The following is a 26,565-nucleotide window of genomic DNA, read 5'->3' on the forward strand; positions in this document are numbered from 1 at the left end:
ATATATACTGGTCGGTTAATTAATTAAGAGCCATTCAACTAATATGTTATAATATTTTTAATTATAAAGAGTCAGGAGAGAATGATATTGGAACAAAAACAACGTCCTTTAGGAAGACCACCTCAAAATAAAAATACAAAATCTACAAAAGATAAAATTGTTGATATTGCTACAAAGTTGTTTTTAAGTAAAGGTTATCAAATTGTTTCTATGGAAGATGTTGCAAAAGAGTGTGATGTAACAAAGGCAACTGTTTATTACTACTATGCTACAAAAGCTGATCTTTTTACGGACACAATGATTCAAATGATGGCTCGCATTAGAGACAATATGCATAAAATTCTTTCAACAAGTAAACCGCTTAAGGAGCGATTACTTGATATTGCAAAAGTTCATTTAACTGCAACAATGAACATTGACATCAAGAGTTTTATGAAAGATGCAAAAATATCTCTTTCAGAGGATCACTTAAAACAAATGCAACAAGCTGAAGATAAAATGTATGAAGTATTGGATCAAGCAATACATAAAGCAATGCAAAAAGGTGAAATCCCAAAAGGGCACTCACTTTTAAGTGCTCATGCCTTTGTTGCTTTGCTATACGTCGGTGATTACAAAGATGTAAATCAAAAACCACTGATTACCGATATAGATAATTTAGCTGTAAGTATTGTAGATTTTTATTGGAATGGATTGGGACATTGATTCAGGGTTTTAAGTCAAATGTATTTCCCTGAAATTAGTGTTTACATATTTATATAAAAAGCGACCATACTAATGTTAGTATTTTATTTATTAAATACTACATGTTTTACTAACTACGATGCTAGGAGGATATTACAATGGATATTCGTGAAGGATTAATTCCAACTGCATTAGGTACAGCGGTTACAGCTGCAGGTTATGCATTGAAGCAGACACGCGGGTCTAATAAGATGATTGCTAATACGGTATTTGGATTTGGTTTAGCTCACGTTGTTTTAGGGGTAATTGATCTAGTAGAGCATCGTCGTCAGAACAGAGGTAAGCATATTTAAATGCTTGCCTTTCCTATACCAAAATCTTAGATACTTTTATTTGAAATACTTTAAATTAGGTATATATCATGCTGAGAAGGTAGTCATCCGCTATACATGTATACGAAAAATTTACTATCTCTATTAAATGATTGGATTAGTTTACATGAACTTTGATAGTGTATATACACATTTTTAACTTTATTCGCTTATTTTATAAGAATAATTTCTTAGAAAGTAAAGATGTTACGTAATATTCTCCGATATGTTATTCTAACAACCCCTATCTTGTTTTAACCTCCTTCAGAACTTTAAAGTAAACTTCAAATATGATTAATCAAAATGCTTTAAGCTCATACTAACTTATGTTTCATAACTACTAGAAATGGGGTTGATTAAATATGGAATTTGAAGGTAGAAATACTACAGAATCTGCACTCCTTCACTATAAACATGGGTTAGGTTTATTTACGGAAAAAATGCCAAAACTGGCTGAACAGTTTAATTCTTTTACAGAGGAATGCTTTAAAGAAGGTACCTTATCAAAAAAAGTAAAACAATTAGTTGCTTTAGGGATAAGCCTTTATTCTCAGGATGAGTATTGCATTATTTATCACACTAAAGGATGTATAGATCAAGGAGCTTCGGAACAGGAAATTCTTGAAATCATTGGCGTAACAGCTGCCTTTGGCGGGGGGGCTACCATGAGCCAGGCAGTCACACTTGTTCAAGAGTGTATGCAAGAGTTAAATGAATTAAAGCAGTAACTATTCAAGATGTTGTTTAAAGGTAAGTTTAGATACAATTCAAATTAAAGAATTAAACTAAAGAAAGCCTCTTGAGTAATGTACTCAAGAGGCTTTCTTTTACTTATTCTTAAATTTCTCCTTCGCCGCTCTCATCTTCACATTCAAATCATGATCAATGGAGTCTCGAATATCACACTCTACTGCTTCCATTTCTTTTTGGAAGTTTTGTAAGTAAACTTGCAACTCTTCTTCTTTTTCTGGACGCTGTGAAGGTGGAAGTTGTGCAACCAATGATAACATATCGATTACGTCTTTCATTAAGAACGTTTCAAGTTTGTGTTGTTGTTCAAACATGCGATGTTCTTGGTAATATGGAAGAGCATTCAATACAGAAACTGTGATGTCATCAACTGTTTTTTGGAGTGACGGATTGATTGAGCGTTTATACGCTTGAATTGTATTTAATGCATCTGGATAACGGTCAGAAAAATACAATTTATAAAACGATAGATCTGTTGGCTTAGATGATTGTTGTGATTCTTGTCTTAAGAAGTCTTTCACTTTCATTACTGCTGCATCAATATCTTCATTCGTCACTTTTTTCGTTGTTTTTGCCATAGCGTGTACTTTCTTTTGTTTATCCTTCGGTAACATAGAGAAGACTTGTTCTCTTGTACGTTGATTTGCTGTACAGAAAAGGGTATTAAATGCTTTTTGTTCCTTTTTCCCCTCAGTACGAATCCAACGATAAAAAAGTGGATGTTGCGTAAACTCTTGTAAAAACGGCGTTGATTTGTTGGATAATTTTTCAATTGATTCATGTGCTCGTTTATACGGTTTCGCCCATGACAAGTAAAATTTCCTGCCAAAATAAACAAGTAAAACTACAGCTGTAAATCCTAGTAAAAGCAAAATTCCACCAATCATTAAAACAAATTCGAAGAAACCCATTTTTTCACCTCCTCTAATGCACTTTTATTTCTTTGGACGCTGAATGAGCTTCTGCTTCATTTCATCATTAAATGTGTCAAGTTCAATAACAAACTTCTTACTAGATTCAATAATGCGCTCTGACGATCTCTCAGATGCTTCAATCGCCGCAAATACATTTTGGAATGATTCACGCAATTTATCCATGCTGATCGCTGGATTTTCAAGCAGCTGCGTCGTTTCTTCTGTGTTTTGTTTTAAAGCCTGTGAATTACTTAATACCATCGATTCAATTGCTTCGTTTGTTGCATTCACTGCATCAATCGTTTTTCGTTGGTTTGTTAATGCAAGCTGAATCGCAGCTGAAACAGTAACAACATTTTGCGTCATTGTAATCGCGTTACGAATCGCTTCTGTTAACTTTTCATTATTTTTCTTAATGATATCTACAGATGCGATAGATTGTAGTAATACACTTTTTGCTTGTTGCATGTTACGCGTACGTACAAGAATTTTTTCTAACGCATCATTGATTAATGGAATATCCTTTTGACGATCTGGGTTTTGTTTTTCAGCCTCAAGCATCCCAGCAAGCTTTCGTCCTAGATACACTTGTTTATCAAGAGCATGAATTTTATCGTGTGATTGTTCTTTTAACATTTCTAAACCGACTGTATCTTCTTGGAGATTGTCACGCCCGATAAGTAATGATCTTATAATTTCTTCAATTTGTTTATCTATGGATTGATATTTATGAACATATGTTTCAAGTGGATTTTTCTTAAAAACTTTAAACATAAATTTCTTCATACCCGAGGCTTTTAATGAATTAGGGTCGAGTTCTGATACGACTTTACGCAATTCTAACAATGTATTTGGAATCTCTTCATTCTTCCCGTTCATCATCGCAGTTACAGGACGTTTCAGTGCAGATAATGTTTGCCCGGCTGCTTGCTGTTCCTTATCGCCTAAATCTCCAAGCTGTGATAATACTTTTGAAAGATCTGTATTTTGTTCACTATTTAACTTTTGTACATATAAATCAGCCTCTTTATTCAATTCAACAAGTTCGTCATCTTTAATAACTGTATCAACAACCACGTCTACATTATCTTTCACTACTGATACAGATTCTTTTTTCTCTAATTCAGTCAACAAAATCGCTCCTTTATTTATATGTGCGAATTTATTTGCACTATATTTGATACCCCATGTATTTTCTAGTTAAAGTATCCTATTCAAAATAATCGAACAATGAACCCCTGCTTATGCAGTCATTCCCTGTTTCTTACCATAAGTATACCTGTTTCGTGCATTATTTTCCTCGGACTTAAGACCTAGAAGGCCACGTGCTGAAGGCGGATTCTTTACGTGTTACACAGTTTATTACTTAACAATTCAGCCCTCAATTTCATTTTATCTACCTTCCCGTTCGGCTTCTTGGGTAAATGTGATAGTACAGTCCAATTTCTTGGTTGCTTATACGATATTAATTTTTGACGGCACTCTTTTTGAATATCGACTAATTCTCGAGACAATTCTTTAACGATAACAGCACGTATAATTTCTCCACGCTTCTCATCTTTTTCCGAAAACACTACTGCTTCTGTAACCCCGGTGATTCCAAGTAATACATCCTCTATTTCACCAGCATACACAAAGCTTCCAGCAGCTTTTATAATGTCTCGGTCTCTACCTACTAAAACAATTTTCCCATCTTCTCTTTGGAAACCAATATCATGTGATGTTACCCAATCTTCTATGAAAGTAGCTTTTGTTTGCTTTTCATTTTCAATGTACCCTTCAAAAGCCTGACCGGACCGAACAAATAATTTCCCAAAGTTTTCTTTATTAGTTACTACTCGTTCTTTTTTCTCATTGAAAAAGGCAATCTCTACATCTGGAAATGGTATTCCAACTGTTTCAGGTGCAGTTCTTGCATCATCTGGTGTTAAAAGTGAGGCATAGCCCATTTCTGATGATCCGTAATATTCATACAAAAATGATTTAGGAAAACATTCCTCAAATTTTTGTCTTTGTATAGGCGATAATTTTGTCCCAACTGAAATCATACACCTCGGAATCATTTCCTGCACACTTCGTTTTTGCTTTGCATGGCGAATTAAAGGTTCAATTAAAGCCGGTGTGATAGAAGCACACGATCCTTTCGCTTTAAAAAAAGTTTCTGGGGTGAACTTAGATAATAAAACAATCTCAGCTCCTATAGCTAATGCCTGAAGTGCCGGATACAGCTGGGCTGAATAAGATAAGTGTAACGGAACTACTACACGATCGCTTTCAATTAATGAAAATGCCTTACTCCACCCTTCAAAACTACTAGTCCATGATTGATGACTTTTAACAAACCCTTTCGGTGTACCTGTTGAACCTGAAGTATAACCAAAGAAGTATAACTCATCCTTACTACTCACATGTCTAAAAGGAAATGGGATAGTATTAGGCTCAATTGTTTGACATAAAGTCTCTTTGGATGTGATAATCCAATTAGGCCCCGTACTACTTATAATTGTTTGCCATTCAATTTCTGTAACGTCTGGATGAACCGGCAATATAATTCCACCAATTTTTGAAACCGCAAGTGCATCTTGAATCCATTCCATACGATTTTCTAACTTGATAATAAAAATATGTCCTGGTATCGCTCCGTCTTGCATAAGAGCTGATGCGCGATTTGAAACACATTCCGCCAATTCTTTATAAGTCCATCTGTTATGTTGTTCCGAAAGCGCAACGCGATCAGGATATTTTTGCGCCTGTTCATAGAAATAAGAATGTATACGCATTTTTTATTAAATCTCCTTTTTGAGTATGACTGTATCTCTTCATTTTTTTCTTGCTACAAACGCTCCTTTTTGAAAAGCTAGTAACACAGTTTCAAATGTCTCATCTTCTTCAATCATCTGAATAAATTCCGCTAACTCTTCTGTATGTGAAATTGCATTATCAATTACCAGAAATCCTTTAGGCTCTAATATACGCTTTATATTTTCCCACCACCACATGTATTGCGTACGCTCTGAATCTAAGAAAATAAAGTCAAAGGACCGATTAACTTGTGCATCAAAAAATGCACCAGCTTCCTGGTTATGAATATCAATACGGTGCCTAAGATTGGCTTTTTGAAAATTCACAAGCGCTTCTGCAACACGTTCTGAAGACAGTTCCACGGTTGTAACGACTCCATTTGTTTCTTGTACAGCATTTGCAAGCCATATTGTGGAGTATCCATTCGATGTCCCAATTTCTAATATCTTTTGAGCACTACATCCTTTCACTAAAATGGATAAAAACTGTCCCATTTCTCGAGAAATATTTCTCAACCTTTCTTCTCGTTTTTCTTTTGTTCGATCATAGTTTTTTCCGTATTTTTCAAGTTCTAGCAACAATGATTCTATATGATGCATTTTATTCATCGCCTTTCCAAGCAAATTTAATAAATGATCAAAATTGATGAGAAACTCGATTATGTTTGTCTACCTTTCATTATATGCTAAATGAATCCGCTTTTCCTGTTATAAGACAAAGAATCGAATTTTTTTGTAGCATATTGTTACGTTTTTTGGTAAAGTTAATTTCTACGTGTAATTATTCCATTCACATTATTTTACAATCAAAACGCAATTATAAAATCATTTTTAATCGGTATTTTCCATTAAAGAAGCGCCCTTTTGGGACGCATTTTCTTTTGTTTATAACTGTAAATAGGAAAGGATGCTTTAAACATGAACGTGATTAATTTAGAAGCTGTTAGAAAACGTAAGCAGCATAAAAAGCAAATGATAACTATACCGATTATTAAACGTATTTACGAAGAGGACGGAGAAATCAAATTTGAGGTATTAGGTGAAAAAGATGTTCCTCTTGAAATGTTAGAGAAGTAAATCACATGATTTTAAATGAAAGACGCATTTCTTTTAAAATGCGTCTTTCCCATCCTAGACATTCCGATTTAAATGCATAAGCTTCTCTGGATTCATCATCATATAAATAGATGATATTTTTCCCTCTTTAAATTCAAATGAAATTACATACACAGCGCAATTATTTAAACTGACAATAATACCTGGAACACCATTTACCATTTTAAATGTGATGGAGTGTTCTTCTAGCAACTTCTTAGTAATTCCTAAGAATAAGCGTACAATTCTTTCAGAAGTGTAAATTGGTTTAAGAGCCGTTGTAACCTTCCCTCCACCATCTGACTTCAATATCGCATCTGTTTTTAAAATTTCTAGCATTGCCTGCACGTCTCCTCGCTGTATCGAAGCAACGAATTGTTCTACATATGTGGCCATCTGCTTTGTACTTAACTTTGAAGCTTTCGGTTTATCTACTATACTCTTTCTAGCTCTGTGAAAAATTTGACGACAATTCACGCTACTTTTTTCAACGATTGATGCTATTTCATCATAATCGTAACCAAAAACTTCTCGTAATATAAATACAGCCCGTTCAACTTCAGATAACTGTTCCAATAATAAAAGATATGCTGTAGACATAGACTCCTTCATTATATATGTCATTGAGGGGTCATCACTCTCGTCAACAACTGGTTCCGGTAACCACATACCAACATAAACATTTCGTTTATGGACCGCTGAACGTAATTTATCGATTGAACGATTTGTAACCATTTTACACAAATAAGCTTTTACATTATCAACAGACTCTAAATCTTCTATCCTACTTAATGAAAGAAATGTATCATGAACAATATCTTCAGCATCCATAACACTCCCAAGCATACGGTAGGCTAAAGAAAATAATAAAGGTTTATATACTTGATACAATTGTTCCGTTTCCACACTCGCATGACCCTCTTTCAATTTATGACTTTACTTTGTTCTAGAATTTGTAGTGCTGCTCGTTTACCACTAGAAACCGCAGCATCAGCTAATAATTCATCATGGCCAGCCCAATCTCCTGCCACATATATCCCTGGCATTTCTGGAATAATAGGACCTGGATTTTCAGTACGACCAATATGAGGAAAATCATAAACAACCGTTATTTTAGGTAAATATTGTTTTACAACTAATTCCTGTTGCCAATTCGGATGTAATAAATCCATTATATGTTCTAACATAATTTTATCGTCATTAGAGTTACTAACTTGTAATGTAGGATTATGATATTTTATCAATCCCACTACTACAGTTCCATCGCCGCTTAGTTTAGCCGCTCTCGATTGATTCGTAAAAAATACAGGTTGGTCTAATCCTAAAGCAAACTGATGTAATGAATTAGGTAATTTTCTTAAAGCAAGATCTAGTGAGGCTACTGTAATTGGTACTGATTGTTCTTTCCATATATGCAGTGCTGTATCTTTTGCACCTTTTACAATATTCCAAGCCTCTTTTGGTGGTATTGTAATGACAATCGTAGAGACTTCAAATATTTCATCACCAGAACAGCGTATTCTTTGAACATCATTACAGTGTTCAATTTCAACTACATTTTTATTAGTCATAAATTGGACTCCAGCATTCATAGCTTCATCTCTTAGTTTTGTTATAATTGTCTCCCAGCCACCATCTACATAAAAAACTCCTTCTTTCATTGATCGTTGTATTTGTTTTAATACGGAAGATGCTAGCTGTATTGTCGGAGCATATGTGTAGGTTGTTGTCCGGCATAATGCATAAAACACATTTCTTACCATGGGATCTTTAATTTCTTGTTCTGCCCATACACTCAAACTTATTTTCGGAATTGTATTCAAATCTAATTTACCTAGCTTTAGCATCAAATGAGAAAATTGTATTTTAGCAGACCATGAGAGTAATGGTGTAGATAAAATTGATCGAAAATCTGTCGGCACTGTATACACATCATTTTTCCATATACCATGCGCCGTAGTTGAAGGTATACCTCCTGGAATATTGATTCCAAGTTCCTCAAAAGTTGATAGTGCTTCTCCTCCGCAATATAAAGCGTGTGCCCCAAGATTCATAAGAATGCCGTTTTTATTCGTAGTCATTGCTCTTCCGCCAAAACGATTTGATTTTTCTAATACAACCACTTTTTTCCCTTCCCTAGCTAAATAAATCGAAGCTGTTAATCCAGCAAGCCCCCCGCCTATAATTGCGACAGTAAAGTTCTCCATACAAATTCCCTCCTTATTGTTCTACACACAAGACGGATGAAGAAAGCAGAATGTGACATCTTTGAAGATTTTATTTTTTCTTCAAAAACAAAAAGATCCTTTACTATCTGATAAAGGATCTTTTTGTTTACATAATATAATTACCACCAACTGATGTGAGAGGTAGTCTTCAGTGGGACCGGATTCCATCTTTGTTGTATTGTTTGCCATGATTTGACCGTTCCATCTTTGCTTTTAATAAATGCTTTAAATTCTATATTTCTTTCAGCTGGCAATACAACATTTCCTCGCCAATCATTATTATGAGAATCATAATATAATTGAATTGGATATTGTTTCGTGTCCCAACTTCCTAATTCCGCACGATTCCCAGTAATATAAACAGTATCTCCTATTGTTGTAGGAGCATTTTTCACTACAATCGTTTGCATAACAGGGGTCACACCTAATAAATCCTTAAATCTTCCCATTAATGAATTGCTGTACATTACATCTTGATAACGAAGTAACGTAAATCCAGAGAAATTATAATTAAAGGTCATTTCTGCAACTCTGTTATACTCAGCCTCATTTCCTATACTTAAAGCATTTTCACCATTTAGTACAATTCCCTTTTGATTAGCTAATGTTGCAATATCTTGTACTAATGTTCTAGGCATTGAATATTCTGGATAACTGCCTTTGTCTGTCATTTCTAAACAAGTAAATGTTACATCTAACTTTGCACTTTTGAAAGCATCGAGTAAATGGCTATAATTATTATAGCCTGCTGGCCTTTCTGCTCCGTGAGGTATAACTGGATTATTATATTGCCAATGTACTCCTGCAATCTTTGCGCCGATTGGTACTTGAAAACTTGGATCAAAAGCATTGTGTGCCAATTCACCAATTAATTTTGTATGATTTTCTAAAACACCTTGATACCATTCTAAATAATCTTTTCCATATACAGAATTATATCCATTCTTTAGAAACAGTTCCCCATCACTTGGTGGTAAAATTTCTGAAACGGAAGTAAGTTTTGTACTCCACGCTTTGTTCACTTCATTTAAGGAACCATATTTATTTAATATCCAGGAACGGAATTTTGACTTTGCAAATTCTGTATATGCTTGAAACTTTCCACGTGATGGATAACCGCTTCCATCAGCAGATGTGTAGGAAGGATATCTCAGCTCTCCAGCTGGCCCCCCAGATAAATATATCTTTGCAACTACATCTTTATAGGGTTTCATAGCAGCTGCGAATGCTGTATATAGTTCACCATATTCCTTTTGAATTACATCTGAAGCAAGTGGATTCAATGTTTCTTTATTAACGATTCCAGTTTCAGATTTAAAGTAAAGACTATCATCATTTTTTTGATTCCAAACCCATGAAGGAATTGGTGTATTACAATCATCTCCAACATTTCCACCACACTGATGCGTAGAAATAATAGGTATCATTTTCATACCTGCATCTCTTACCGATTGAGCAAAACGCTGTGCGTATGAAAAATCAAATTGCTGATCCCCGTTTTTTTCCATATCTCCCCACCAAAAATCAACAGTAATAGCATAAAAACCATTTTGTTTTGCCCATCTTAAATCATTTTCGAATGTCTCCCAATTTGTTACTTCCGGAATCTTTTTTAATGGTGCCATTAAGTAAGCTTTATAATCCGGATTCATTCCTTTTCCATTTACAGCCGCATAACTTACTTGTGGAATGAATAGAGATACAAATAACATCAAGACAGGTAAAATGACACTACAATAATATTGAAACTGTTTTTTCATCTCTTTTCTCCTTTTCTCTTTTTAAATTTATAAAAAACATGTATCCGTTTTCATTATAAACAAAAAACGCAATCGTTTGCATGAAATATTGCATAATATTAAACTAAAATAAACAAGCTAGGTTAATTAACTTGTTTATTTTAAAATTCAAATACAGATTATTCACTTTGATCTAAAAATATCATTTCTCGTTTTTGCTGAACTTGTTACACTACTTTTATAATATTTCACTCAAATATCAAGAAATCCTTTTACCAAGAATGATTAAATCCCTTTCTATTCCATCTAATTCTGCAACGTTAGGCAAATGCGCCCACTTTTCAAAATTAAAACATGAAAATAACTGAAGACTAGCTTTATTATGAGCAAATATGAATGCTAATAATGTTTTAATCTTGAGCTTCGGACAAATATCTAACACTTTTTGTATGATATATTTACCTATCCCCCTACCTCTATGCATTGGATGAATGTATATACTTATTTCAGCTGTTCCATTATAAGCAGGTCGACCGTAAAAGGATTGGAAACTAACCCATCCGCATATCTCTCCTTGAGATTCTATTACCCATAGAGGTCTAAAAGAAGGTGAATGTTCATGAAACCATTGTTCCCTGCTCGTAACAGTAACAGGTTCTGTATCAGCAGTTACCATTCTGCTTGAAATAGTTGAATTGTATATATCCACTATGCTAGATAAATCACTAATTTTTGCATTTCTAATCTTAATATCTTCTTTCATAAACAACTCATCCCCCTGGTAAATATACTATTTTTTCATATATTAACTGAATTTTCACATACAATTCAAACATGAATTGTAATAAATCTAATGTTTTTTTCTTTTATTTCAAGTATTTACGTATCATATTTATTCTTACACTTTAGACTCAAAAAATAAGCAGAATTCCTCTGTCATAAAAAAATAACTAGGCATTTATACCTAGTTATTTTGTAAATGAAGTACCAACCTCGACTTTTCTCTAATTTTTTACGAATCTATCATACTGCATCCGAAAAAGTTCAATGAGAAACGGAAGATCCTCTTCACTTTTTATATGATAACTGATCCATCCTGACTCAGGTAATACATGATGCGGTTGTACTAATCCTTTATTTACTAATTCATCCCGTTTTGATTTTTGAAATGGAAGGTCGGCTAATTTGTCACCATGAAGATGACCTAACTCTTTCTTTTTATAATTTAATTCAATACCACCAAAGCGATGTGGCTTTTCAGAAACACCTTCCCAGCTCAGGACTTCTTTTCTAATCATTTCACTATATGACATAACCATTCACTCCTTTATCATTTGGATGTAAGAATAATATACCTTTTCTCTTTAAACGTTACATCACTCAAAGGTATGAATGGATTTACGAAAATAGTTTAATGTTTTACTTTATTAAACATTTTTTCCACTATATGTACAGCGACATAAAAACTTCATTTCAAACGAATACGTATAATCAATACTGCACACTAAAATAACTAGACTCATATCCTAGTTTGTATACTTAATCCTATTTCAAAACAGAAAGGCAGGAACAACAAATGACTTCTTATATAGATTACACATCCCCCTCTGTCCGTTTCACTCATGATTTAAGTACGAGTAATTTTTTTTAAAAGGATGGAGAAAATTATATAAATGTACTTGGGATTAAACAATTAAATACATTAGACAATACTTCTTTATTAGATATTTTTCTAAGCACTGGTAATGTCGTAGAGCCTCATGTACATCAAAATGCTACTGAACTGGTTTACTGTATTTCAGGAGCAGCTGTCGTTTCCTTACTTAACCCATTTACAAATCAAATTCTTAATCTTCCTATTAAACCAGGTCAAGTTGCCAACGTACCCCAAGGTTGGTGGCATTATGAAATCGCCTCTGTAGACAGTACACATTTATTAGCAATTTTTAACGCTCCTACACCAGAAGTTATATTTGGTTCGGATATTTTAAGACTGACACCATCAAATGTAATGTCTCATACTTATTGTCTCGATGAACAAGAGTGGAAGAAAGCAATATCCCCTATTCAATCAACTACAGTAATTGGTCCTCCAGCAAACTGCATCCAAAATCAAAACCGAGATACAATGTATCATGCACCATATTCCCAGCAGCCTTCATACTATCAACAACAGTTTTGGGGGTATTAATAGGCGAGATATCCTTGAAGTGGATAAACAGATCCAAATCGTAAAGTTATTCTTTATGCAGTTGATCAGAGAATATTTAAGTATATATTGTTTTAATATCCTATTAAAACAATATTGCACGTTACTTTAATTTACAGTTTAAAAATAAGTGTTAAGAGACAAAAAAAGATGTTTAGCCACTCCATAAACATTTTTTTGTTTTGTAAAAATCTTATATACTCATCTTTTTCATTACTCTATATTTACCTGAAGTATCTAAGCTAAACACAACGTAACTTCCTTTACCCTTCTGCTAAATATATAGATTGAAGTAATATATTATACATACATTTTGTTAAAACATTACTCATTTCAAAATTATTCATAATGCTTTAGGTTTCGAGAATCTTCCTATTATTTCTTCAATATTATAATAGGAATTACAATTAATGACACTCTTATAATAAATTCTCATTATATACTCATTGTTTAGCCACTATTAATATATACTTTAAACTATCGTAACGATTACTAGAGTATTCACATATAATATATATATATCAAACTGGAGGTGATGGTATCATGAATAAAGAGTACAATTCTAACAAAGATTCTAGCAATAAAGATATCCGCACTTCATCTTCACAATCTTCCAATTACCAATCATCACAAGACTTATATCGCCAAGGGTATGTAAAGAAAAAAGGATGTAATTGCGGTAAAAACAAATAGAGTTTCCGCTTTATTTAGAATCAAATTTACTATGTAATATATTACACCTCAAAAAAGAGCATCCTTAACAGGTGCTCTTTTTTGATAATCATAAATAGTTATTAACTATGAAAGAATACATGTATAGAATATATCAAGGAAAAATGTAAATTCACAAAGGTTTGCAAATAATAAAATGTGATTTCTCCTATATAAGAAACAGCATTGTATCAATATTTATAGTTAAATCTTAAACTGACTCGTATACAATCCATAATAGAATCCTTGATTTTCAATTAAAGATTCATGATTGCCTCTCTCAATAATTTCTCCATCTTGAATAACAAGAATTTGGTCTGCTTTTTCAATCGTTTTTAATCGATGAGCAATCACAAAGCTCGTACGTCCCTTCATCAAATAATTTAATCCAGATTGAATTTGAAGTTCTGTTCTTGTATCAATGTTAGATGTAGCTTCATCAAGAATTAGAATGTCTGCATCTGTTAAGATTGCTCGTGCAATTGCAAGCAATTGCTTTTGCCCTTGACTTAAATTTGACCCTTCTGAAGCAATTTCTGTTTCATATTGCTTTGGTAAATGTTTAATAAATGAATGTGCAGATGCTGCCTTTGCTGCCGCAATCACTTCTTCATTACTTGCATCTAGTCGTCCATAACGAATATTATCCATAATTGTACCTGCGAAAAGATATGTATCTTGCAAGACGACTCCTATTTTACTCCGCAGAGAGCTAATATCGTAATCTTTTATATCTTTCTCATCAATCTTAATTTGCCCTTTATGAATATCATAAAAACGCGTTAACAAATTAATAACTGTTGTTTTTCCTGACCCCGTTGGTCCAACAAGTGCAATCGTTTCTCCTGGATACGCATGTAAGTTAACATCTTTTAAAATTTCTTTTTCTTTCGTATATCCAAATGATACATGTTCGAAAGAAACATTTCCTTTTAGCTTCTCAACAATAATTGCATCTTTTTTATTTTGAATTTCTGGTACCTCATCCATAATTTCAAAAACGCGCTCTCCCCCAGCAACTGCAGCTTGAATTGTATTCATAAGCGTTGCAAACTGACTAAGTGGTCTTGAAAATTGACGAGAGTAATTAATAAACGCTGCGATGACACCAACTGTTGTCATACCATTTAAAACCATAATGGCACCTGCTAATATAACAAGTCCCATACCTAAGTTATTAATGAAGTTCATACTCGGGAAGATAAACGCTGAAAATGTATCAGCTTTTGTAGCAGAAATTCTAAGTTGTTCATTGACCACATGGAATTTATTTACTGTTTCTTTTTCTTTTCCATATAGCGTAATAACATCTGCACCTGTAATTGCTTCTTCAATAAAACCATTCAATTCTCCTAGATCTTTTTGACGCTTCGCAAAATTTTTACCACTATATGTAACCAGTTTTTTTGTTACCAAAAACATAATTGGTACTGTAATGAGTGTCACAATTGCTAAAATCCAATCTAGTGCAAACATTGCGATTGTCACACCGATAAATGTTAAGGCAGACGAAATGATTTGAACGACGCTTTGTGTTAACGCTTGGTTTAAACTATCGATATCATTTGTAACGCGACTCATTAAATCTCCCTGTGAACGAACATCAAAGAAACGAAGAGAAAGCGTTTGGATTTTTTCAAAAATATCTTGCCGTATTTTTTGTATCGTTTTTAATGCTACATTAACCATCAGGAATGTTTGTAGCCACGTTAATAATACCGTAATGCCATAAATCCCAATGAGAAGCATACACATTCTTGCTGTCCCATTTAAATCTCTTGGTACGATATATTCATCAATAATAACTCCCATATAATATGGTCCTAATAAACCAAGTAATGTTGTAACAAATACAAGAACAATAACGAACATAAGAGCTGCTTTTTGATACCCCATATAGTTCCAAATTCTCATTACAGTTCCTTTTGTATCTTTTGGTTTTCCTGATTTTGAATTGCTACGTCCACCTTTATTTCCGAACTGCCCTTGAAAATTACGCATGTTCTTTCCCTCCTTCTTGATGTAAACTACCACCTTGGGAAAGATATATATCTTGGTACACTTCGCATGTTGCTATTAAATGTTCGTGTGTCCCACTTCCAACTAATTCACCGTGATCTAAAACGAGAATTTGATCAGCATCTATAACAGATGATATTTTTGAGGCGATTAAAAATGTTGTCATTTCTGTATGTTCTTCTTTCAATGCTTCTTGTATAATCCCTTCTGATTTTGCATCAACAGCTGATGTAGAATCGTCTAGCACAAGGATAGATGGTTTTCGAACAAGCGCTCTCGCGATAGAAAGACGCTGTTTTTGACCACCTGAAAGATTTGTTGCGCCTTGCGTTAAGTTATACTGATATGTATTTTCAAGTTTATGAATAAACTCCGTCGCACAAGCAGCTTCTGATGCAGATTCTATTTCGCCTTGCGTAGCTTCTTCTTTACCATATCGCATATTTTCTTCAATACTTCCTGAAAACAGCAATGCCTTTTGTGGAACAAATCCAATTGAAGAACGAAGCACCGGTAAATCGTACTCTTTGACATTGACACCATCAACAAAAATTGCTCCTTGATCAACATCATATAAACGTGGAAGTAATTTAACTAAAGTAGATTTCCCACTTCCCGTAGGACCGATAATCCCTACTTTTTCACCTTTTCTTACGGTAAATGAAATATCTTTTAAAACATATTCATCATTTTTGCTGTAACTGTAACTAACATGCTTAAACTCAATATTTCCATTTACTTTCTCCGGTTGATACGCATTTTTTCCATTTTCAATATCAGCTTTCGTCTCTAGTACTTGTTGTACACGATCAGCAGATGGGAAAGCACGAGCAATTTGAATAAATACCATACTGATTGACATAAGCGACATTAATATAATATTTAAATAGTTAATAAACGCTAAAATTGCTCCAACTTGTAATGTGCCGTTAAACACTTTCACGCCACCTATCCATAACGTCGCTACAATACCACCATTTACAACTAGCATAATGATCGGCATCATTAATGAAACAATTTGTACCGCACGAATGTTGATGCATGTTAAGTTTTTATTTACTTTTTCAAACTGGGAAATTTCATGATTCTGTCTTACATAAGCCTTTACAACGCGGATACCGGATAGGTTTTCTTGTAATTTTGTATTTACTTTATCTAAAGCTTCTTGAACCCCTCTAAATGATCCGCTTGCATTCCCAGCGATGAAAATAATTGCAACTAAAAGAATAGGTACAACAACAAGTAAAATAGAAAATAAATCTTTTGCTGTTACAAAAACAATAATGATACTACCCATAAATAATAAGGGGCCACGAACGAGAACACGAAGTGTCATCGTCATAGCTGCTTGAATGGATGTAATATCATTTGTGACAATTGTTAATAACTTTCCAGTTCCAAATGAGTCCCGATTTTCACTAGAAAGCGTCTCAATTTTTGTAAAGACGTCCTTTCTTATATCCGTCGCGAAGTTAACAGCCGCTTTCGTAGAATACATCATACATCCAAGCCCACCAATTAATCCAAGTGCTGCTGCTCCTATCATCAGAATTCCCATTTTAATTACATACTGAAAATCTTGATTTGCAATTCCAACGTCAATAATATGTTGCATAATCGTCGGCTGAATTAAGTCCATCGCAACCTCAAGTACCATAAACAGTGGTCCAATAATAGCGAAGAACATGTATGGTTTTAAATACTGTAACAATTTGCGGAATGATTTCATACATTGTCTCCTTTTCTTATGAAATTGTCAGTTTATAATTCAAATACCACCTTCTTTTTATTCATTCATACGGACTTTTCCATTACTACTATTTATATTCTAAAGATTAATATTTAACATTATTAAATGATAAATATTAATCTTCCATCCGTCAATCAATGCGCCTTACCTTTATAGAAAATACATCTTCCTTATTTCTAGACAATCATAAAAAAACGCATTCTATTATAAAAGAATGCGGTCAAGCTCAATTATATATGTTCAATTGTAAAATTAATGAATTCTGTTTCAAAACCATTACCTTGTGATGGACTACAAGTGTAAAATCCTATTTTTATAGGACAATTCCCCTGATCTTCTATAAGATGAGCAATTCGAACCTGTTCCCATTCATCACCCATTTGTTCAGTCTTTACATAAATCGTATAGTCACCTTTCTTTCGAATTATTCGAAAATGTAGCTGTTGTTTGACAAGCTCATTCAAAAAATTTTGCGTCGACCAATCAGAATATCCACTATTTGTTACAACGCCACCTAAATGTGATGGTCCTTCAGGAATATATTCAAGAGATGTTTTTAACCAACACTTCTCCGATAACATAACAAAAAGTCCTGCTTGGTCGTATGTAGATTTAGGGTCCATACGTAATGATACTTCAGCTACAAAATCTGTAGACAGTTCTTCATAAAAAACATGTCCATTCATTATCTCGAATCCATAGTGTGTTTTTAACCAAAAATCGGTTTCTTCTTTCGAATGAACGATAAAAGTTTTTTCTTGTATCTCATAATATTTTGGTTCATTTATAATATTTAGTTGTTTCATATGATTTGGTATATAGGATATTTTCATAGGACCTCCATAAAAATATGTTTCTTAAGCATTCATGATTCACTCATGATTATTTGCTACAATCCAATCATAAAGAATCTACTAATGGCGATTGGGGGGGTTAAAATTCAGTTGCAATTGGAAATTTATATCCTTTAAAATTAATCTTTTCACCACCGCGAATCATCAAGTATGTTTCAGGTTGAAACTCTTTACATGTTACCGCTTCTATCCCTAGTTCATCAGGATAAAAGTAAAATACAATCGCTGTAAATGATTCAGCTATTTCAGCACATATTTCATCTAAAATCGGCATAATTTGTGCAAAAATCCCAAATAAATGTAGCACTTTATCTTTCACTTCATATACAATCAATGCGTCTAACTTCTCTGAATAGTATAGTTTTCCATTCCATTTCGTATCGTACATATTAAAATAAAAAGAAGACTGATAGTTTAGTGTGGAAAATTCCATTGAAAGCTGTTGAGAGTTCTCCATTATTTCTTTTATTAGTCGCATATCTTTTTCAACATGAAAGTTTAATTTTCGAAGTGAAGATGAACAAGGTTGCTTATTATCATAAGATAATGTCATCAGATGTTCTTGTACGACTCGAAAACCAAATGACTCATATAATTCCGGCTTCTCTGTAAATAATATTGCACATTCATATTTTGTATCTATTTCTTGTAATACTTTACAAAATAGCTGCTTCATCAAGCCTTTTCTACGATATTCTGGATGTGTCATGACAGATTGAATACCAGCAGCATGAATTTTCTCTCCATTTACTAACATTGGTAGCGCAAACATAGATACATTTGCTATTACTTGACCTTCTTGTAAATAGGAAAAAGGTTTGTATGTATTGTCCCAAAATCCATTGGACTCAAAATTTTGTAACGTTTGAACAGGAATATGAAACACCTCTTCAAATAATTGAAACAACAATTCCTTTTTCGGTTCTTCCACAAAAAAGTTTTCAGAAAGAATAAGATTCCCCATATTGTTCCTCCATAAGTTCATTCCTATTAGTGTAATCGTTTTCTATTGTGTTTAAATGAAAGAAGTTTCTTTCAGGTCAACATACCCTCACAAAATATACCAAAATAAGTTAAGATTTTCAAGATAACTGCGAATACAACTTCCAATAAAAATTATTTTATATTGCTCTTACATGTATTATTCAATAATCAACATACTAAGTGAGAGCTAATTTCGTAAAAAGTGAGGGCTATTTAACTATGGAAAATTATACTACCCCTAAATGTATTATCGTTATTTTTGGTGCGACAGGCGATTTAGCAAATCGCAAATTATTCCCTTCTCTTTTCAGGCTCTTTCGACAAGGGAAAATCTCCGAAAATTTTGCCGTTGTTGGTGTGGCAAGAAGGCCATTATCTAATGAGGAATTTCGTGAGAATGTTAAACAATCTATTCACAATTTACAAGAGAAAAATATGACTCATGATACATTCGCTTCCCATTTCTATTATCATCCTTTTGATGTAACAAATTTATCTTCTTATCAGGAGCTAAACAGTTTGTTAAGCACTCTAGATGGAAAGTATGCTACTGAAGGAAATCGTATGTTTTATTTAGCTATGGCTCCTGATTTTTTTGGCACAATTGCTACAAATTTAAAATCAGAAGGGCTAACTTCAACGGAAGGTTGGATTCGTTTAGTAATTGAAAAACCATTTGGACATGATTATGAATCAGCACAAGCATTAAATGATCAAATTCGTCATGCCTTCACAGAAGATCAAATTTATCGTATTGACCACTATTTAGGGAAAGAAATGGTTCAAAACATTAAAGTTATTCGATTTGCGAATGCGATTTTTGAACCTCTTTGGAACAATCAGTATATAGCGAACATCCAAATTACTTCAAGTGAAACTTTAGGAGTAGAAGAGCGCGGCCGCTATTACGAAGATTCAGGCGCACTACGTGATATGGTTCAAAATCATATGTTACAAATGGTAGCACTCCTTGCAATGGAACCACCAATCAAGCTAACTGCAAATGAAATTCGAAGTGAAAAAGTGAAAGTACTTCGTGCTTTACAACCACTTTCAGAAGAGACGGTAGAACGTGATTTTGTAAGGGGACAATACGGATCAGGAATCGTAGACGAGCAAAAAGTAATTAGTTACCGTGAAGAAAACGCAGTAAATTCAGAATCAAATACGGAAACATTTGTTGCTGGTAAGCTAATGATTGAAGATTTCAGATGGTCAGGCGTTCCTTTCTATATTCGAACTGGGAAACGTATGCAAGAAAAATCAACCGAGATTGTCATACAATTCAAAAATTTACCAATGAATCTATATTTTAATAAGGAAAAAAAAGTTCATCCTAATTTATTAGTCATTCATATTCAACCAGAAGAAGGTATCACACTTCATTTAAATGCACAAAAAACTGATAGTGGTACTACTTCGACACCTATACAATTAAGTTATTGTAATAACTGTATGGATAAAATGAATACACCGGAAGCATATGAAATACTTCTATACGATTGTATGCGTGGTGATTCAACTAACTTTACTCATTGGGATGAAGTATCCCTTTCTTGGAAATTCGTTGATACAATCTCAAATGTTTGGAGTAATAAATCAGCTAAACATTTTCCTAACTATGAATCCGGCTCAATGGGTCCTAAAGAATCTGATGCTTTATTAGAAAAAGATGGTTTTCATTGGTGGCCAACGATAACCTCTCATTTGACAGGAGAAAGCTACAATGAAAATATATGATATTACAGTCCCTCTATTTGAAGGAATGACTGTTTACAAAAATAAGCCTAAAAAACAAACACAGTTTTCAAGAATAACAAATGCGCACGTTACCGAGTCACGTATCAAATTTGACGTCCGTACAGGTACACATATTAATCTTTACATATGATTATTGAAGGAGCGACCTTTGAAAGTATTGGGAGTGTTACAGGTCATGATCGCCTCCCTAACTTCTTCACTTTTATATTCTTGTCCGCGAATAGAGAAATAAGTAATAAACAACCTCGCTCTTATAAGAACGAGGTTGTTTTTATGTAGAAAAGATTTTTCGACTCCTTTGTGATGATAACTCATTGTTTATCGCTTTTTTCTACCGCATGTCCGCCGAATTCATTACAAGGCCTACAACAATGTAATCTTTTCAACATGATTATGTATACTTTATAAGTTATTTTTCCCTTTGTTCGCCACTTGCTATTAACGTACTTCCCGAAAATGTCTCTTTTTGCATGAAGAGTTTATTAACCAACTCTTTCTGTTCATCTTGTGACATTACGCCCTTACCTTCACCAAGATTACCGCTTTGTAATTTCCAAATCGTATTATGATCGGCATCAACTTTCTTATATTCCCCTTGTTTCCATCTTTCTAAAATATCTATATATGCTTTTTTTTGATTCAAATTACCATTCTTAACAATCTCTATTAAACTTTCAATTCGTTCTTGTGTTATAAAAATATAACCCCATTTTTGATCTGCTTTCACTTTTTGATGTGCCATTTCATGTAATGCAATTTGCATTTTTTCATCAGTCCACTTAAAGTCTTTATTAAAATCACTATTTGGTAATGAGTAATTCCCATTCTCTAACAGTTTTGCATTTTCTGCTTTTACTTTACTATCAGCTAATACTTCTACTGCTGGAGCCGCAATTGGTGTTTTTTTAGCAGTTGGCTTACTATTATTGAGATAGTATAAGATTCCATAAGTTAGTGCCACACCGATTACTGCCATTCCAGCAATTATCCCTAATATTTTTAATAGTGTTTTCATTTAACACATATCCTCCCAACATTCTATCATGCATTTTCTTTCTACTTATTTCGGTTTTTAATAACTCATTATAAATGATTCGTTGAAGATGCTTTTTTCATCAAAATTCTCCCTCAAAAGTATTATTTTATTAGTTTTTTTCCCGTTTTTCCTTTTATTGTATTTCTATTCAGTTTCATATTGCAAGATTATTCTGTAAAAAGATTATAATTTTCTAACATTCAAATAAGAATTTTCCACACCTTATCTCTTTTCGCAAAATGCGATTAACTTTATCTAAACCACATGTCCATCAACTTAAGAGCGGAAATACAATGAACTTTCGTTCATATAAACGAAAAAAACCTTAAAATATTTTGCGTTCTTAAAAATGAGTATACCAAATAAACCTAGATAGGTATCGTTTTTAAAAATTATGCAGCTTTCTTTTGTTTTCTCAATCCACTATACTTATAGACAACACCCAAAATATCAAAGATTGTTTTCTTCTCATATCGATGAGATTTCCGTCCGTTCTTCTGTAGGAGGTGGAACAGACGGATTAGGATCTTTATTATTTCTTGGGTGTTTTGCTGTATAGCTTGATACAGAATGTATAGATGGTCTTTAATCATTCCGATGGCTTTATATTCGCTTAATTCTCTTTTCTTCTTTTGTAAAATTAATTGTCTCATCTTAAACATAGTAGAAGAACATAGAAAAATAGCGATAAGTTTTCCATAAACATGGCATTCTAATCGCTCTTGTTTAATATTTTGCAAATGATGAATTTGAAATAAGGATTTCCAAGTTTTAAAGATGATTTCAACTTGCCAGCGGAGAGAGTAAAAATCATGGATTTGTTCCATCGGGACAATCTCCCAAGGTGTGTTGGTAACATATAGGTTCATGCCAGCTAATCGTTTGCTTCTTTCTGAATATGTAATGCCCTTTTTACTTTCCGTATACACTTGTTTTTTCATACGCTCACGAAGTTGTTTTTCTGTTAATCGATACATAATGACTCGAGTGAATAGTTTTTTATCCTTTCCAATATAAGCATCCTTTATTTCATAGACCTGTCCTGATTTTAGGGTATCCATAATGTGTTCTAAATCAACTTTGATGTACTGGGACTGTTTTTTTATTGTCCCATTTCGAAAGTATTCAGGAAATTCATTTTTGATATACACCCTATTGTTTAGTTTGAGCCGCGATATATAATACACGCCACGTTGGTCCATTTGATCTAAATCATCCAGTGAATAATAGCCTAAATCTCGAATACATAGATCGCCAGGTCGTAATGTCGCTAAACACTCTGTTCCAAAGGTCTTATCATTATTTTTTCCTGGTTCAACTTGAAAATTTAAAAACTGTCCACTATGTAAATCATATTCTAATTGAATTTTTATACCCGCTGTTTGTGCACAACCACCTGATCCAGGATACACACTAGCTAAATGTTTTGGCACCTGAAAAATCGTTGCATCTAAAATACGAATTCGTTGAAAATAAGCGATTGAAGAGCTTGGAATCACTGATGTTTCACAAATTTTATTTTTTAATAATGCAGAGAAAATATGTTTTAAAAAGCAAACAGCTTTTTTATTGAAACGTTTATTGAGCCCTTCCGGACTCATAAGCGTTCCTGTAGCAGCATGAAGTTGACTACATAGTCGCACTAAAGAATCACTCGCTACCCGTTGACTAATCCAGACACAGATAGTAGCTAAATCCTGACCCGAAAACTTACGTTTTCGTTGTACAAAACCTAATTCTTTAGCAAGACTTTCTAAAAATGAAGGAGTAAAATATTGGTATAATTCCTCAGCAAATAATTGGAGTTCATCTTGAATCGAAAGATTCATAAAAAATGCCATCCTTTCTGTATATTTCTACAAAAAGAATAGCTGTTTTTTCGCTGTATGGATACAAATTTATCTTAGTTTACTGGCTATGTGATGGGCCCACTCCTAGTATTAACATTTTCCGTATTCATGAACCCAACGTATGATAATTGTTAGAGGAATTGAGATGCCACATTCGTTTGAAATTTCAGAGGCATCATGATAGCTTAATGAAAAACGACAGTAGTAGTCAACAGCTATTAAAATAATATCTTTATTAAACTGTTTTTCTTTAAAATATCCCATTTGTGATTTCCCTCGTTTTCTGTTCTTAAAGTGTAGCTTCACTTATTGTAAAGTTGGATTTTTTGCGGAATGAATGTTAAATTAATTTTACATTTTGTTAAGTGTAGTATACAATGAAGGTAAGGGGTGGTGAACTTGACCATTTTTAACAAAGTAAAAGAATTAAGAGCTCGTTTTAATTTTACACAAAGTGTATTAGCTGAAAAAGTTGGAGTGACGAGACAAACGATCGCAGCAATTGAAAAAGGGGACTACGTCCCTTCATTATTACTAGCATTGACAATTTGTGATGTGTTTGATTTGAAGATGGAAGATGTGTTCGTTTTAAATAAGGAGGGCGAAGAGGATGAATAGATTGATGGTTTCTTATGCGATTAATGTACTTATTATGGCATTAGCATGTTGGGCGTTCATTGAATTGTATTACGGAGTTATAGCAATTGCCAATACCATTGAAGCTAAGAAGGTACCATTTGAAGTATCGGTAAATATCACACCAGGCGTATTACTATTAGTTGTAGCCATTGTAACGACTGTTTTCTATAAAGTGCAGAAGAAGAAATATAAGGCCCTTTCATATTGGATGTATCCGTTATTGTTCCCACAAGAAGATGAACGTGAAAAGTTAATTACTGAAAGAGCTTGTCGTGCAACATTTGTTTCACTTTGGTATGTGTTAATTCCCGCGATGGGACTTTTAACTTTTTCTCCTATCTTCAATATATATATTCCAGGATATCCCTTATATATTATATTTAGTGTTTTCTTTATTCAAATAACAGTTTTTCATTTGTCTTTATATCGAAATAAAATAACGTAAAGTGGAACCTTCTTGCAAAAGCAAGAAGGTTTCTTTTTAGCTGATACTGGTATATAGCAATATTATTTTTGTTGCTTTAGAATAGAGTTTGTTCAAATTAATGCAAATGTCCTTGATAAACGAACAAAAAGAAAGAGCCTATTTTGAAAAAAGATTGATCAAAACAGGCTCTTAAAATATTCTAACAACTTAATTTTTTATAAAAAAGTTTAATCGTTTTTTGTGTTGATTGTTAAACTACAGCACCTGTTAATTGATTAACCTCTAGAGAAACCAAGTAAGAAGAACTGCAATTATAAAACTTTGAACAAGGTAGATGACAAACCCTTTTCCCTTGTTTTTTTCCTTTAAACAAGTAGGTATTAACTATAAAGCCGATAACTCCTATAAATACAAAAGTAACAATAAATGTTAAAACGAACTGATATGTCATTTTAACAGCTCCTTGTTTTTAAACTAATATCACAACAATACCACATTTACCTTGATTTATTAATTAATCTTCTCTGTTAGCTCAATAAGAAAAAAATCGAAATCACAGATAGATTTCGGTTCATCATTTTTATAAACAGTTCACCTTTGTTTCAAACCAACATTAGAATAAGGTTTACGCAAAAATGATTTATGATGTGAAAAGATATTAAAGTTGTTTAATTATATACTTAGAGATGCAAAAACCACCTACAAGTTAATTTAGTAGGTGGTTTTAAAGTTGATAAAAAATACGTTTTATTTGTTGCTGTCGTTCATTTAAATGAATAATAAAGTTGTTTCATTTCGGAAAGCGCATCGTTTAACATAGCCCCCATTTATAATAAATAACGTTCAATAATGTGTTTTGTTATTTCTTCTTGATACTTACTAGAAAAAGGGTCTGCAAAACCATGCTCTGCTTCTACAATTTCAATAAACACATTACTTTTTTGTTCTAACACTTTTTTCAATTCTTTTGGTTCAAAGGACTTTTCTTTATCGCCATACAATAAAACAACTTCAGCTTTTGGTTCAATTTCTATATATTGTCTAATACGAGAACCATAAAAACCAATTACCTTTTGAATTGATGGCTCATCACTACATAGCCAACCAACAGTTGCCCCTATACTAAAACCAACAATCTGAATTTTATTATAAGACTGTTCAACATCACGTATGAGTTTCTTTATTTGTTGAAGTACAGCATCAAATCCAATATTTTGATTAAAATTATGATAGGCTACTTCTTCATTTTCATAAGAATATGGTACATCTTTCCCTAATAGATTTGGTATGTATACATCATAGCCATTTTGAAAAAAATAATCTGCATAATATCGAATATGTTGATTGATTCCGTAAATTTCGTGAAGTAAAATCACACATTTTTCAACATTTTGTTTTAACTCCATTAGTAAATTTACACTCCCTTTCTGCCCTTTATTGTACTAATAAAACATCGTAATATTGTAATTTTTATTATACATCAAAAAATAAAATACGGAATAAAGTCCCAATTCAATCCCGTCTTTTAAAGAAACTTTATTTGTTTTTAAACGACTTTATTGTAAATGTAACAACTTTATTGTCACTTAACATATGAATCCTTATTTAGTGAAAACAAAAAAGAAACCACTTTGAAAAAAGAATAATCAGAATGGTTTCTTATCCAACAGATTTTAGTATGGTTTTTCTAAAAAAATTTAAACAAAACATACTCTCAGTATACTCATTCTAGGGGCACGGCAA

At 33.1% G+C, this 26,565-nt stretch carries 24 protein-coding genes and 3 pseudogenes; 10 read left to right on the forward strand and 17 right to left on the reverse strand.

Annotated features, from left to right (window positions below; all coding sequences use genetic code 11):
* The first annotated feature begins 87 nt into the window (after positions 1 to 87).
* From LOK41_RS13985 to LOK41_RS13995, 3 genes are all read left to right on the forward strand, one after another.
* Positions 88 to 705 (forward strand): TetR/AcrR family transcriptional regulator, encoded by a 618-nt coding sequence (locus tag LOK41_RS13985; protein ID WP_241817070.1) that lies wholly within the window; start codon positions 88 to 90, stop codon positions 703 to 705.
* Between the two features lie 137 nt (positions 706 to 842).
* On the forward strand, positions 843 to 1,037 hold the full coding sequence (locus LOK41_RS13990; RefSeq protein WP_241817071.1) for an asparagine synthase: 195 nt from the start codon (positions 843 to 845) through the stop codon (positions 1,035 to 1,037).
* Positions 1,038 to 1,417: 380 nt separating this feature from the next.
* Positions 1,418 to 1,783: a carboxymuconolactone decarboxylase family protein gene (locus tag LOK41_RS13995; protein ID WP_174099707.1), complete on the forward strand. Its 366-nt coding sequence runs from the start codon at positions 1,418 to 1,420 to the stop codon at positions 1,781 to 1,783.
* A 99-nt stretch (positions 1,784 to 1,882) separates the two neighbouring features.
* On the opposite strand, the gene LOK41_RS14000 is transcribed toward LOK41_RS13995, so the two are convergent.
* From LOK41_RS14000 to LOK41_RS14015, 4 genes are all read right to left on the reverse strand, one after another.
* Positions 1,883 to 2,716: a DUF3974 domain-containing protein gene (locus tag LOK41_RS14000; RefSeq protein WP_241817072.1), complete on the reverse strand. Its 834-nt coding sequence runs from the start codon at positions 2,714 to 2,716 to the stop codon at positions 1,883 to 1,885.
* Between the two features lie 24 nt (positions 2,717 to 2,740).
* Positions 2,741 to 3,850, reverse strand: coding sequence for a toxic anion resistance protein (locus tag LOK41_RS14005; protein ID WP_174099705.1), 1,110 nt, complete (start codon positions 3,848 to 3,850; stop codon positions 2,741 to 2,743).
* A gap of 212 nt (positions 3,851 to 4,062) precedes the next feature.
* Positions 4,063 to 5,499: a class I adenylate-forming enzyme family protein gene (locus tag LOK41_RS14010; protein ID WP_241817073.1), complete on the reverse strand. Its 1,437-nt coding sequence runs from the start codon at positions 5,497 to 5,499 to the stop codon at positions 4,063 to 4,065.
* Between the two features lie 39 nt (positions 5,500 to 5,538).
* Positions 5,539 to 6,120: an O-methyltransferase gene (locus LOK41_RS14015; protein ID WP_375335749.1), complete on the reverse strand. Its 582-nt coding sequence runs from the start codon at positions 6,118 to 6,120 to the stop codon at positions 5,539 to 5,541.
* Positions 6,121 to 6,438: 318 nt separating this feature from the next.
* Between LOK41_RS14015 and LOK41_RS14020 the strand changes: the two genes are divergently transcribed.
* Entirely contained in the window at positions 6,439 to 6,597 is a 159-nt protein-coding gene (locus tag LOK41_RS14020) for a hypothetical protein (protein ID WP_174099702.1), read from the forward strand.
* A gap of 54 nt (positions 6,598 to 6,651) precedes the next feature.
* Here the strand turns inward: LOK41_RS14020 and LOK41_RS14025 are convergent, their stop codons facing one another.
* The 5 genes from LOK41_RS14025 to LOK41_RS14045 all read right to left on the reverse strand — a co-directional run bounded on the left by LOK41_RS14025 (position 6,652) and on the right by LOK41_RS14045 (position 11,895).
* Positions 6,652 to 7,521 carry a sigma-70 family RNA polymerase sigma factor gene (locus LOK41_RS14025; protein WP_241817074.1) on the reverse strand — a complete coding sequence of 290 codons (870 nt, stop codon included), beginning with the start codon at positions 7,519 to 7,521 and terminating at the stop codon, positions 6,652 to 6,654.
* Positions 7,522 to 7,538: 17 nt separating this feature from the next.
* The gene (locus tag LOK41_RS14030) at positions 7,539 to 8,822 is read right to left on the reverse strand and encodes a phytoene desaturase family protein (protein ID WP_241817075.1); all 1,284 of its coding nucleotides are present in this window, start codon (positions 8,820 to 8,822) and stop codon (positions 7,539 to 7,541) included.
* Positions 8,823 to 8,962: 140 nt separating this feature from the next.
* The gene (locus tag LOK41_RS14035; RefSeq protein WP_241817076.1) at positions 8,963 to 10,603 is read right to left on the reverse strand and encodes a family 14 glycosylhydrolase; all 1,641 of its coding nucleotides are present in this window, start codon (positions 10,601 to 10,603) and stop codon (positions 8,963 to 8,965) included.
* A gap of 238 nt (positions 10,604 to 10,841) precedes the next feature.
* Complete coding sequence (locus tag LOK41_RS14040) at positions 10,842 to 11,345, reverse strand: GNAT family N-acetyltransferase (protein ID WP_241817077.1); 504 nt, start codon at positions 11,343 to 11,345, stop codon at positions 10,842 to 10,844.
* Positions 11,346 to 11,586: 241 nt separating this feature from the next.
* Positions 11,587 to 11,895 (reverse strand): luciferase domain-containing protein, encoded by a 309-nt coding sequence (locus tag LOK41_RS14045; protein ID WP_241817078.1) that lies wholly within the window; start codon positions 11,893 to 11,895, stop codon positions 11,587 to 11,589.
* Between the two features lie 263 nt (positions 11,896 to 12,158).
* Here LOK41_RS14045 and LOK41_RS14050 point away from each other — a divergent pair.
* Positions 12,159 to 12,773 (forward strand): annotated as a pseudogene (locus LOK41_RS14050) (cupin domain-containing protein).
* Positions 12,774 to 13,334: 561 nt separating this feature from the next.
* Positions 13,335 to 13,484, forward strand: a complete 150-nt coding sequence (locus LOK41_RS14055; protein WP_241817079.1) for a hypothetical protein — start codon at positions 13,335 to 13,337, stop codon at positions 13,482 to 13,484.
* Between the two features lie 222 nt (positions 13,485 to 13,706).
* Here LOK41_RS14055 and LOK41_RS14060 read toward each other — a convergent pair whose 3' ends face one another.
* The 4 genes from LOK41_RS14060 to LOK41_RS14075 form a co-directional block, all read right to left on the reverse strand.
* A complete protein-coding gene (locus tag LOK41_RS14060; RefSeq protein WP_241817080.1) occupies positions 13,707 to 15,503 on the reverse strand; it encodes an ABC transporter ATP-binding protein in 1,797 nt (598 codons plus the stop codon).
* On the reverse strand, positions 15,496 to 17,250 hold the full coding sequence (locus LOK41_RS14065; RefSeq protein WP_241817081.1) for an ABC transporter ATP-binding protein: 1,755 nt from the start codon (positions 17,248 to 17,250) through the stop codon (positions 15,496 to 15,498). Before LOK41_RS14065 ends, LOK41_RS14060 begins: the two co-directional genes overlap by 8 nt.
* 251 nt (positions 17,251 to 17,501) lie before the next feature.
* Positions 17,502 to 18,104, reverse strand: coding sequence for a DUF1349 domain-containing protein (locus tag LOK41_RS14070; protein WP_241817082.1), 603 nt, complete (start codon positions 18,102 to 18,104; stop codon positions 17,502 to 17,504).
* 100 nt (positions 18,105 to 18,204) lie between these two features.
* On the reverse strand, positions 18,205 to 19,089 hold the full coding sequence (locus LOK41_RS14075) for a GNAT family N-acetyltransferase (RefSeq protein WP_241817083.1): 885 nt from the start codon (positions 19,087 to 19,089) through the stop codon (positions 18,205 to 18,207).
* A 239-nt stretch (positions 19,090 to 19,328) separates the two neighbouring features.
* Between LOK41_RS14075 and zwf the strand changes: the two genes are divergently transcribed.
* Complete coding sequence (zwf, locus tag LOK41_RS14080) at positions 19,329 to 20,849, forward strand: glucose-6-phosphate dehydrogenase (RefSeq protein ID WP_241817084.1); 1,521 nt, start codon at positions 19,329 to 19,331, stop codon at positions 20,847 to 20,849.
* Positions 20,836 to 21,029 (forward strand): annotated as a pseudogene (locus LOK41_RS14085) (cyclase family protein); the annotation flags it as partial. The gene zwf and the pseudogene LOK41_RS14085, both read left to right, overlap by 14 nt.
* Before the next feature lie 250 nt (positions 21,030 to 21,279).
* Here the strand turns inward: LOK41_RS14085 and LOK41_RS14090 are convergent.
* The 3 genes and pseudogenes from LOK41_RS14090 to LOK41_RS14100 all read right to left on the reverse strand — a co-directional run.
* The gene (locus LOK41_RS14090) at positions 21,280 to 21,885 is read right to left on the reverse strand and encodes a PRK06770 family protein (protein WP_241817085.1); all 606 of its coding nucleotides are present in this window, start codon (positions 21,883 to 21,885) and stop codon (positions 21,280 to 21,282) included.
* Positions 21,886 to 22,298: 413 nt separating this feature from the next.
* Positions 22,299 to 23,735: an IS4 family transposase gene (locus tag LOK41_RS14095; protein WP_241817086.1), complete on the reverse strand. Its 1,437-nt coding sequence runs from the start codon at positions 23,733 to 23,735 to the stop codon at positions 22,299 to 22,301.
* A 120-nt stretch (positions 23,736 to 23,855) separates the two neighbouring features.
* A pseudogene (locus tag LOK41_RS14100) lies at positions 23,856 to 24,020 on the reverse strand (IS6 family transposase); the annotation flags it as partial.
* 135 nt (positions 24,021 to 24,155) lie between these two features.
* Between LOK41_RS14100 and LOK41_RS14105 the strand changes: the two are divergent.
* Together LOK41_RS14105 and LOK41_RS14110 are read left to right on the forward strand one after the other, a co-directional pair.
* Entirely contained in the window at positions 24,156 to 24,374 is a 219-nt protein-coding gene (locus LOK41_RS14105) for a helix-turn-helix transcriptional regulator (RefSeq protein ID WP_241817087.1), read from the forward strand.
* Entirely contained in the window at positions 24,367 to 24,840 is a 474-nt protein-coding gene (locus tag LOK41_RS14110) for a DUF2178 domain-containing protein (RefSeq protein WP_241817088.1), read from the forward strand. Before LOK41_RS14105 ends, LOK41_RS14110 begins: the two co-directional genes overlap by 8 nt.
* Positions 24,841 to 25,649: 809 nt before the next feature.
* Here the strand turns inward: LOK41_RS14110 and LOK41_RS14115 are convergent.
* A complete protein-coding gene (locus LOK41_RS14115) occupies positions 25,650 to 26,228 on the reverse strand; it encodes a dienelactone hydrolase family protein (protein WP_241817089.1) in 579 nt (192 codons plus the stop codon).
* Positions 26,229 to 26,565 lie beyond the last annotated feature (337 nt).

This window comes from Bacillus sp. TL12, from assembly GCF_022625245.1.
GTDB lineage: Bacteria > Bacillota > Bacilli > Bacillales > Bacillaceae_G > Bacillus_A.

Coding starts and splice junctions, on each gene's coding strand:
- LOK41_RS13990 (WP_241817071.1), top strand. CDS start 843: ATGGATATTCGTGAAGGATTAATTCCAACTGCATTAGGTACAGCGGTT.
- LOK41_RS13995 (WP_174099707.1), top strand. CDS start 1,418: ATGGAATTTGAAGGTAGAAATACTACAGAATCTGCACTCCTTCACTAT.
- LOK41_RS14000 (WP_241817072.1), bottom strand. CDS start 2,716: ATGGGTTTCTTCGAATTTGTTTTAATGATTGGTGGAATTTTGCTTTTA.
- LOK41_RS14010 (WP_241817073.1), bottom strand. CDS start 5,499: ATGCGTATACATTCTTATTTCTATGAACAGGCGCAAAAATATCCTGAT.
- LOK41_RS14015 (WP_375335749.1), bottom strand. CDS start 6,120: ATGCATCATATAGAATCATTGTTGCTAGAACTTGAAAAATACGGAAAA.
- LOK41_RS14020 (WP_174099702.1), top strand. CDS start 6,439: ATGAACGTGATTAATTTAGAAGCTGTTAGAAAACGTAAGCAGCATAAA.
- LOK41_RS14030 (WP_241817075.1), bottom strand. CDS start 8,822: ATGGAGAACTTTACTGTCGCAATTATAGGCGGGGGGCTTGCTGGATTA.
- LOK41_RS14035 (WP_241817076.1), bottom strand. CDS start 10,603: ATGAAAAAACAGTTTCAATATTATTGTAGTGTCATTTTACCTGTCTTG.
- LOK41_RS14040 (WP_241817077.1), bottom strand. CDS start 11,345: ATGAAAGAAGATATTAAGATTAGAAATGCAAAAATTAGTGATTTATCT.
- LOK41_RS14045 (WP_241817078.1), bottom strand. CDS start 11,895: ATGTCATATAGTGAAATGATTAGAAAAGAAGTCCTGAGCTGGGAAGGT.
- LOK41_RS14055 (WP_241817079.1), top strand. CDS start 13,335: ATGAATAAAGAGTACAATTCTAACAAAGATTCTAGCAATAAAGATATC.
- LOK41_RS14060 (WP_241817080.1), bottom strand. CDS start 15,503: ATGCGTAATTTTCAAGGGCAGTTCGGAAATAAAGGTGGACGTAGCAAT.
- LOK41_RS14065 (WP_241817081.1), bottom strand. CDS start 17,250: ATGAAATCATTCCGCAAATTGTTACAGTATTTAAAACCATACATGTTC.
- LOK41_RS14070 (WP_241817082.1), bottom strand. CDS start 18,104: ATGAAAATATCCTATATACCAAATCATATGAAACAACTAAATATTATA.
- LOK41_RS14075 (WP_241817083.1), bottom strand. CDS start 19,089: ATGGGGAATCTTATTCTTTCTGAAAACTTTTTTGTGGAAGAACCGAAA.
- zwf (WP_241817084.1), top strand. CDS start 19,329: ATGGAAAATTATACTACCCCTAAATGTATTATCGTTATTTTTGGTGCG.
- LOK41_RS14090 (WP_241817085.1), bottom strand. CDS start 21,885: ATGAAAACACTATTAAAAATATTAGGGATAATTGCTGGAATGGCAGTA.
- LOK41_RS14095 (WP_241817086.1), bottom strand. CDS start 23,735: ATGAATCTTTCGATTCAAGATGAACTCCAATTATTTGCTGAGGAATTA.
- LOK41_RS14110 (WP_241817088.1), top strand. CDS start 24,367: ATGAATAGATTGATGGTTTCTTATGCGATTAATGTACTTATTATGGCA.
- LOK41_RS14115 (WP_241817089.1), bottom strand. CDS start 26,228: ATGGAGTTAAAACAAAATGTTGAAAAATGTGTGATTTTACTTCACGAA.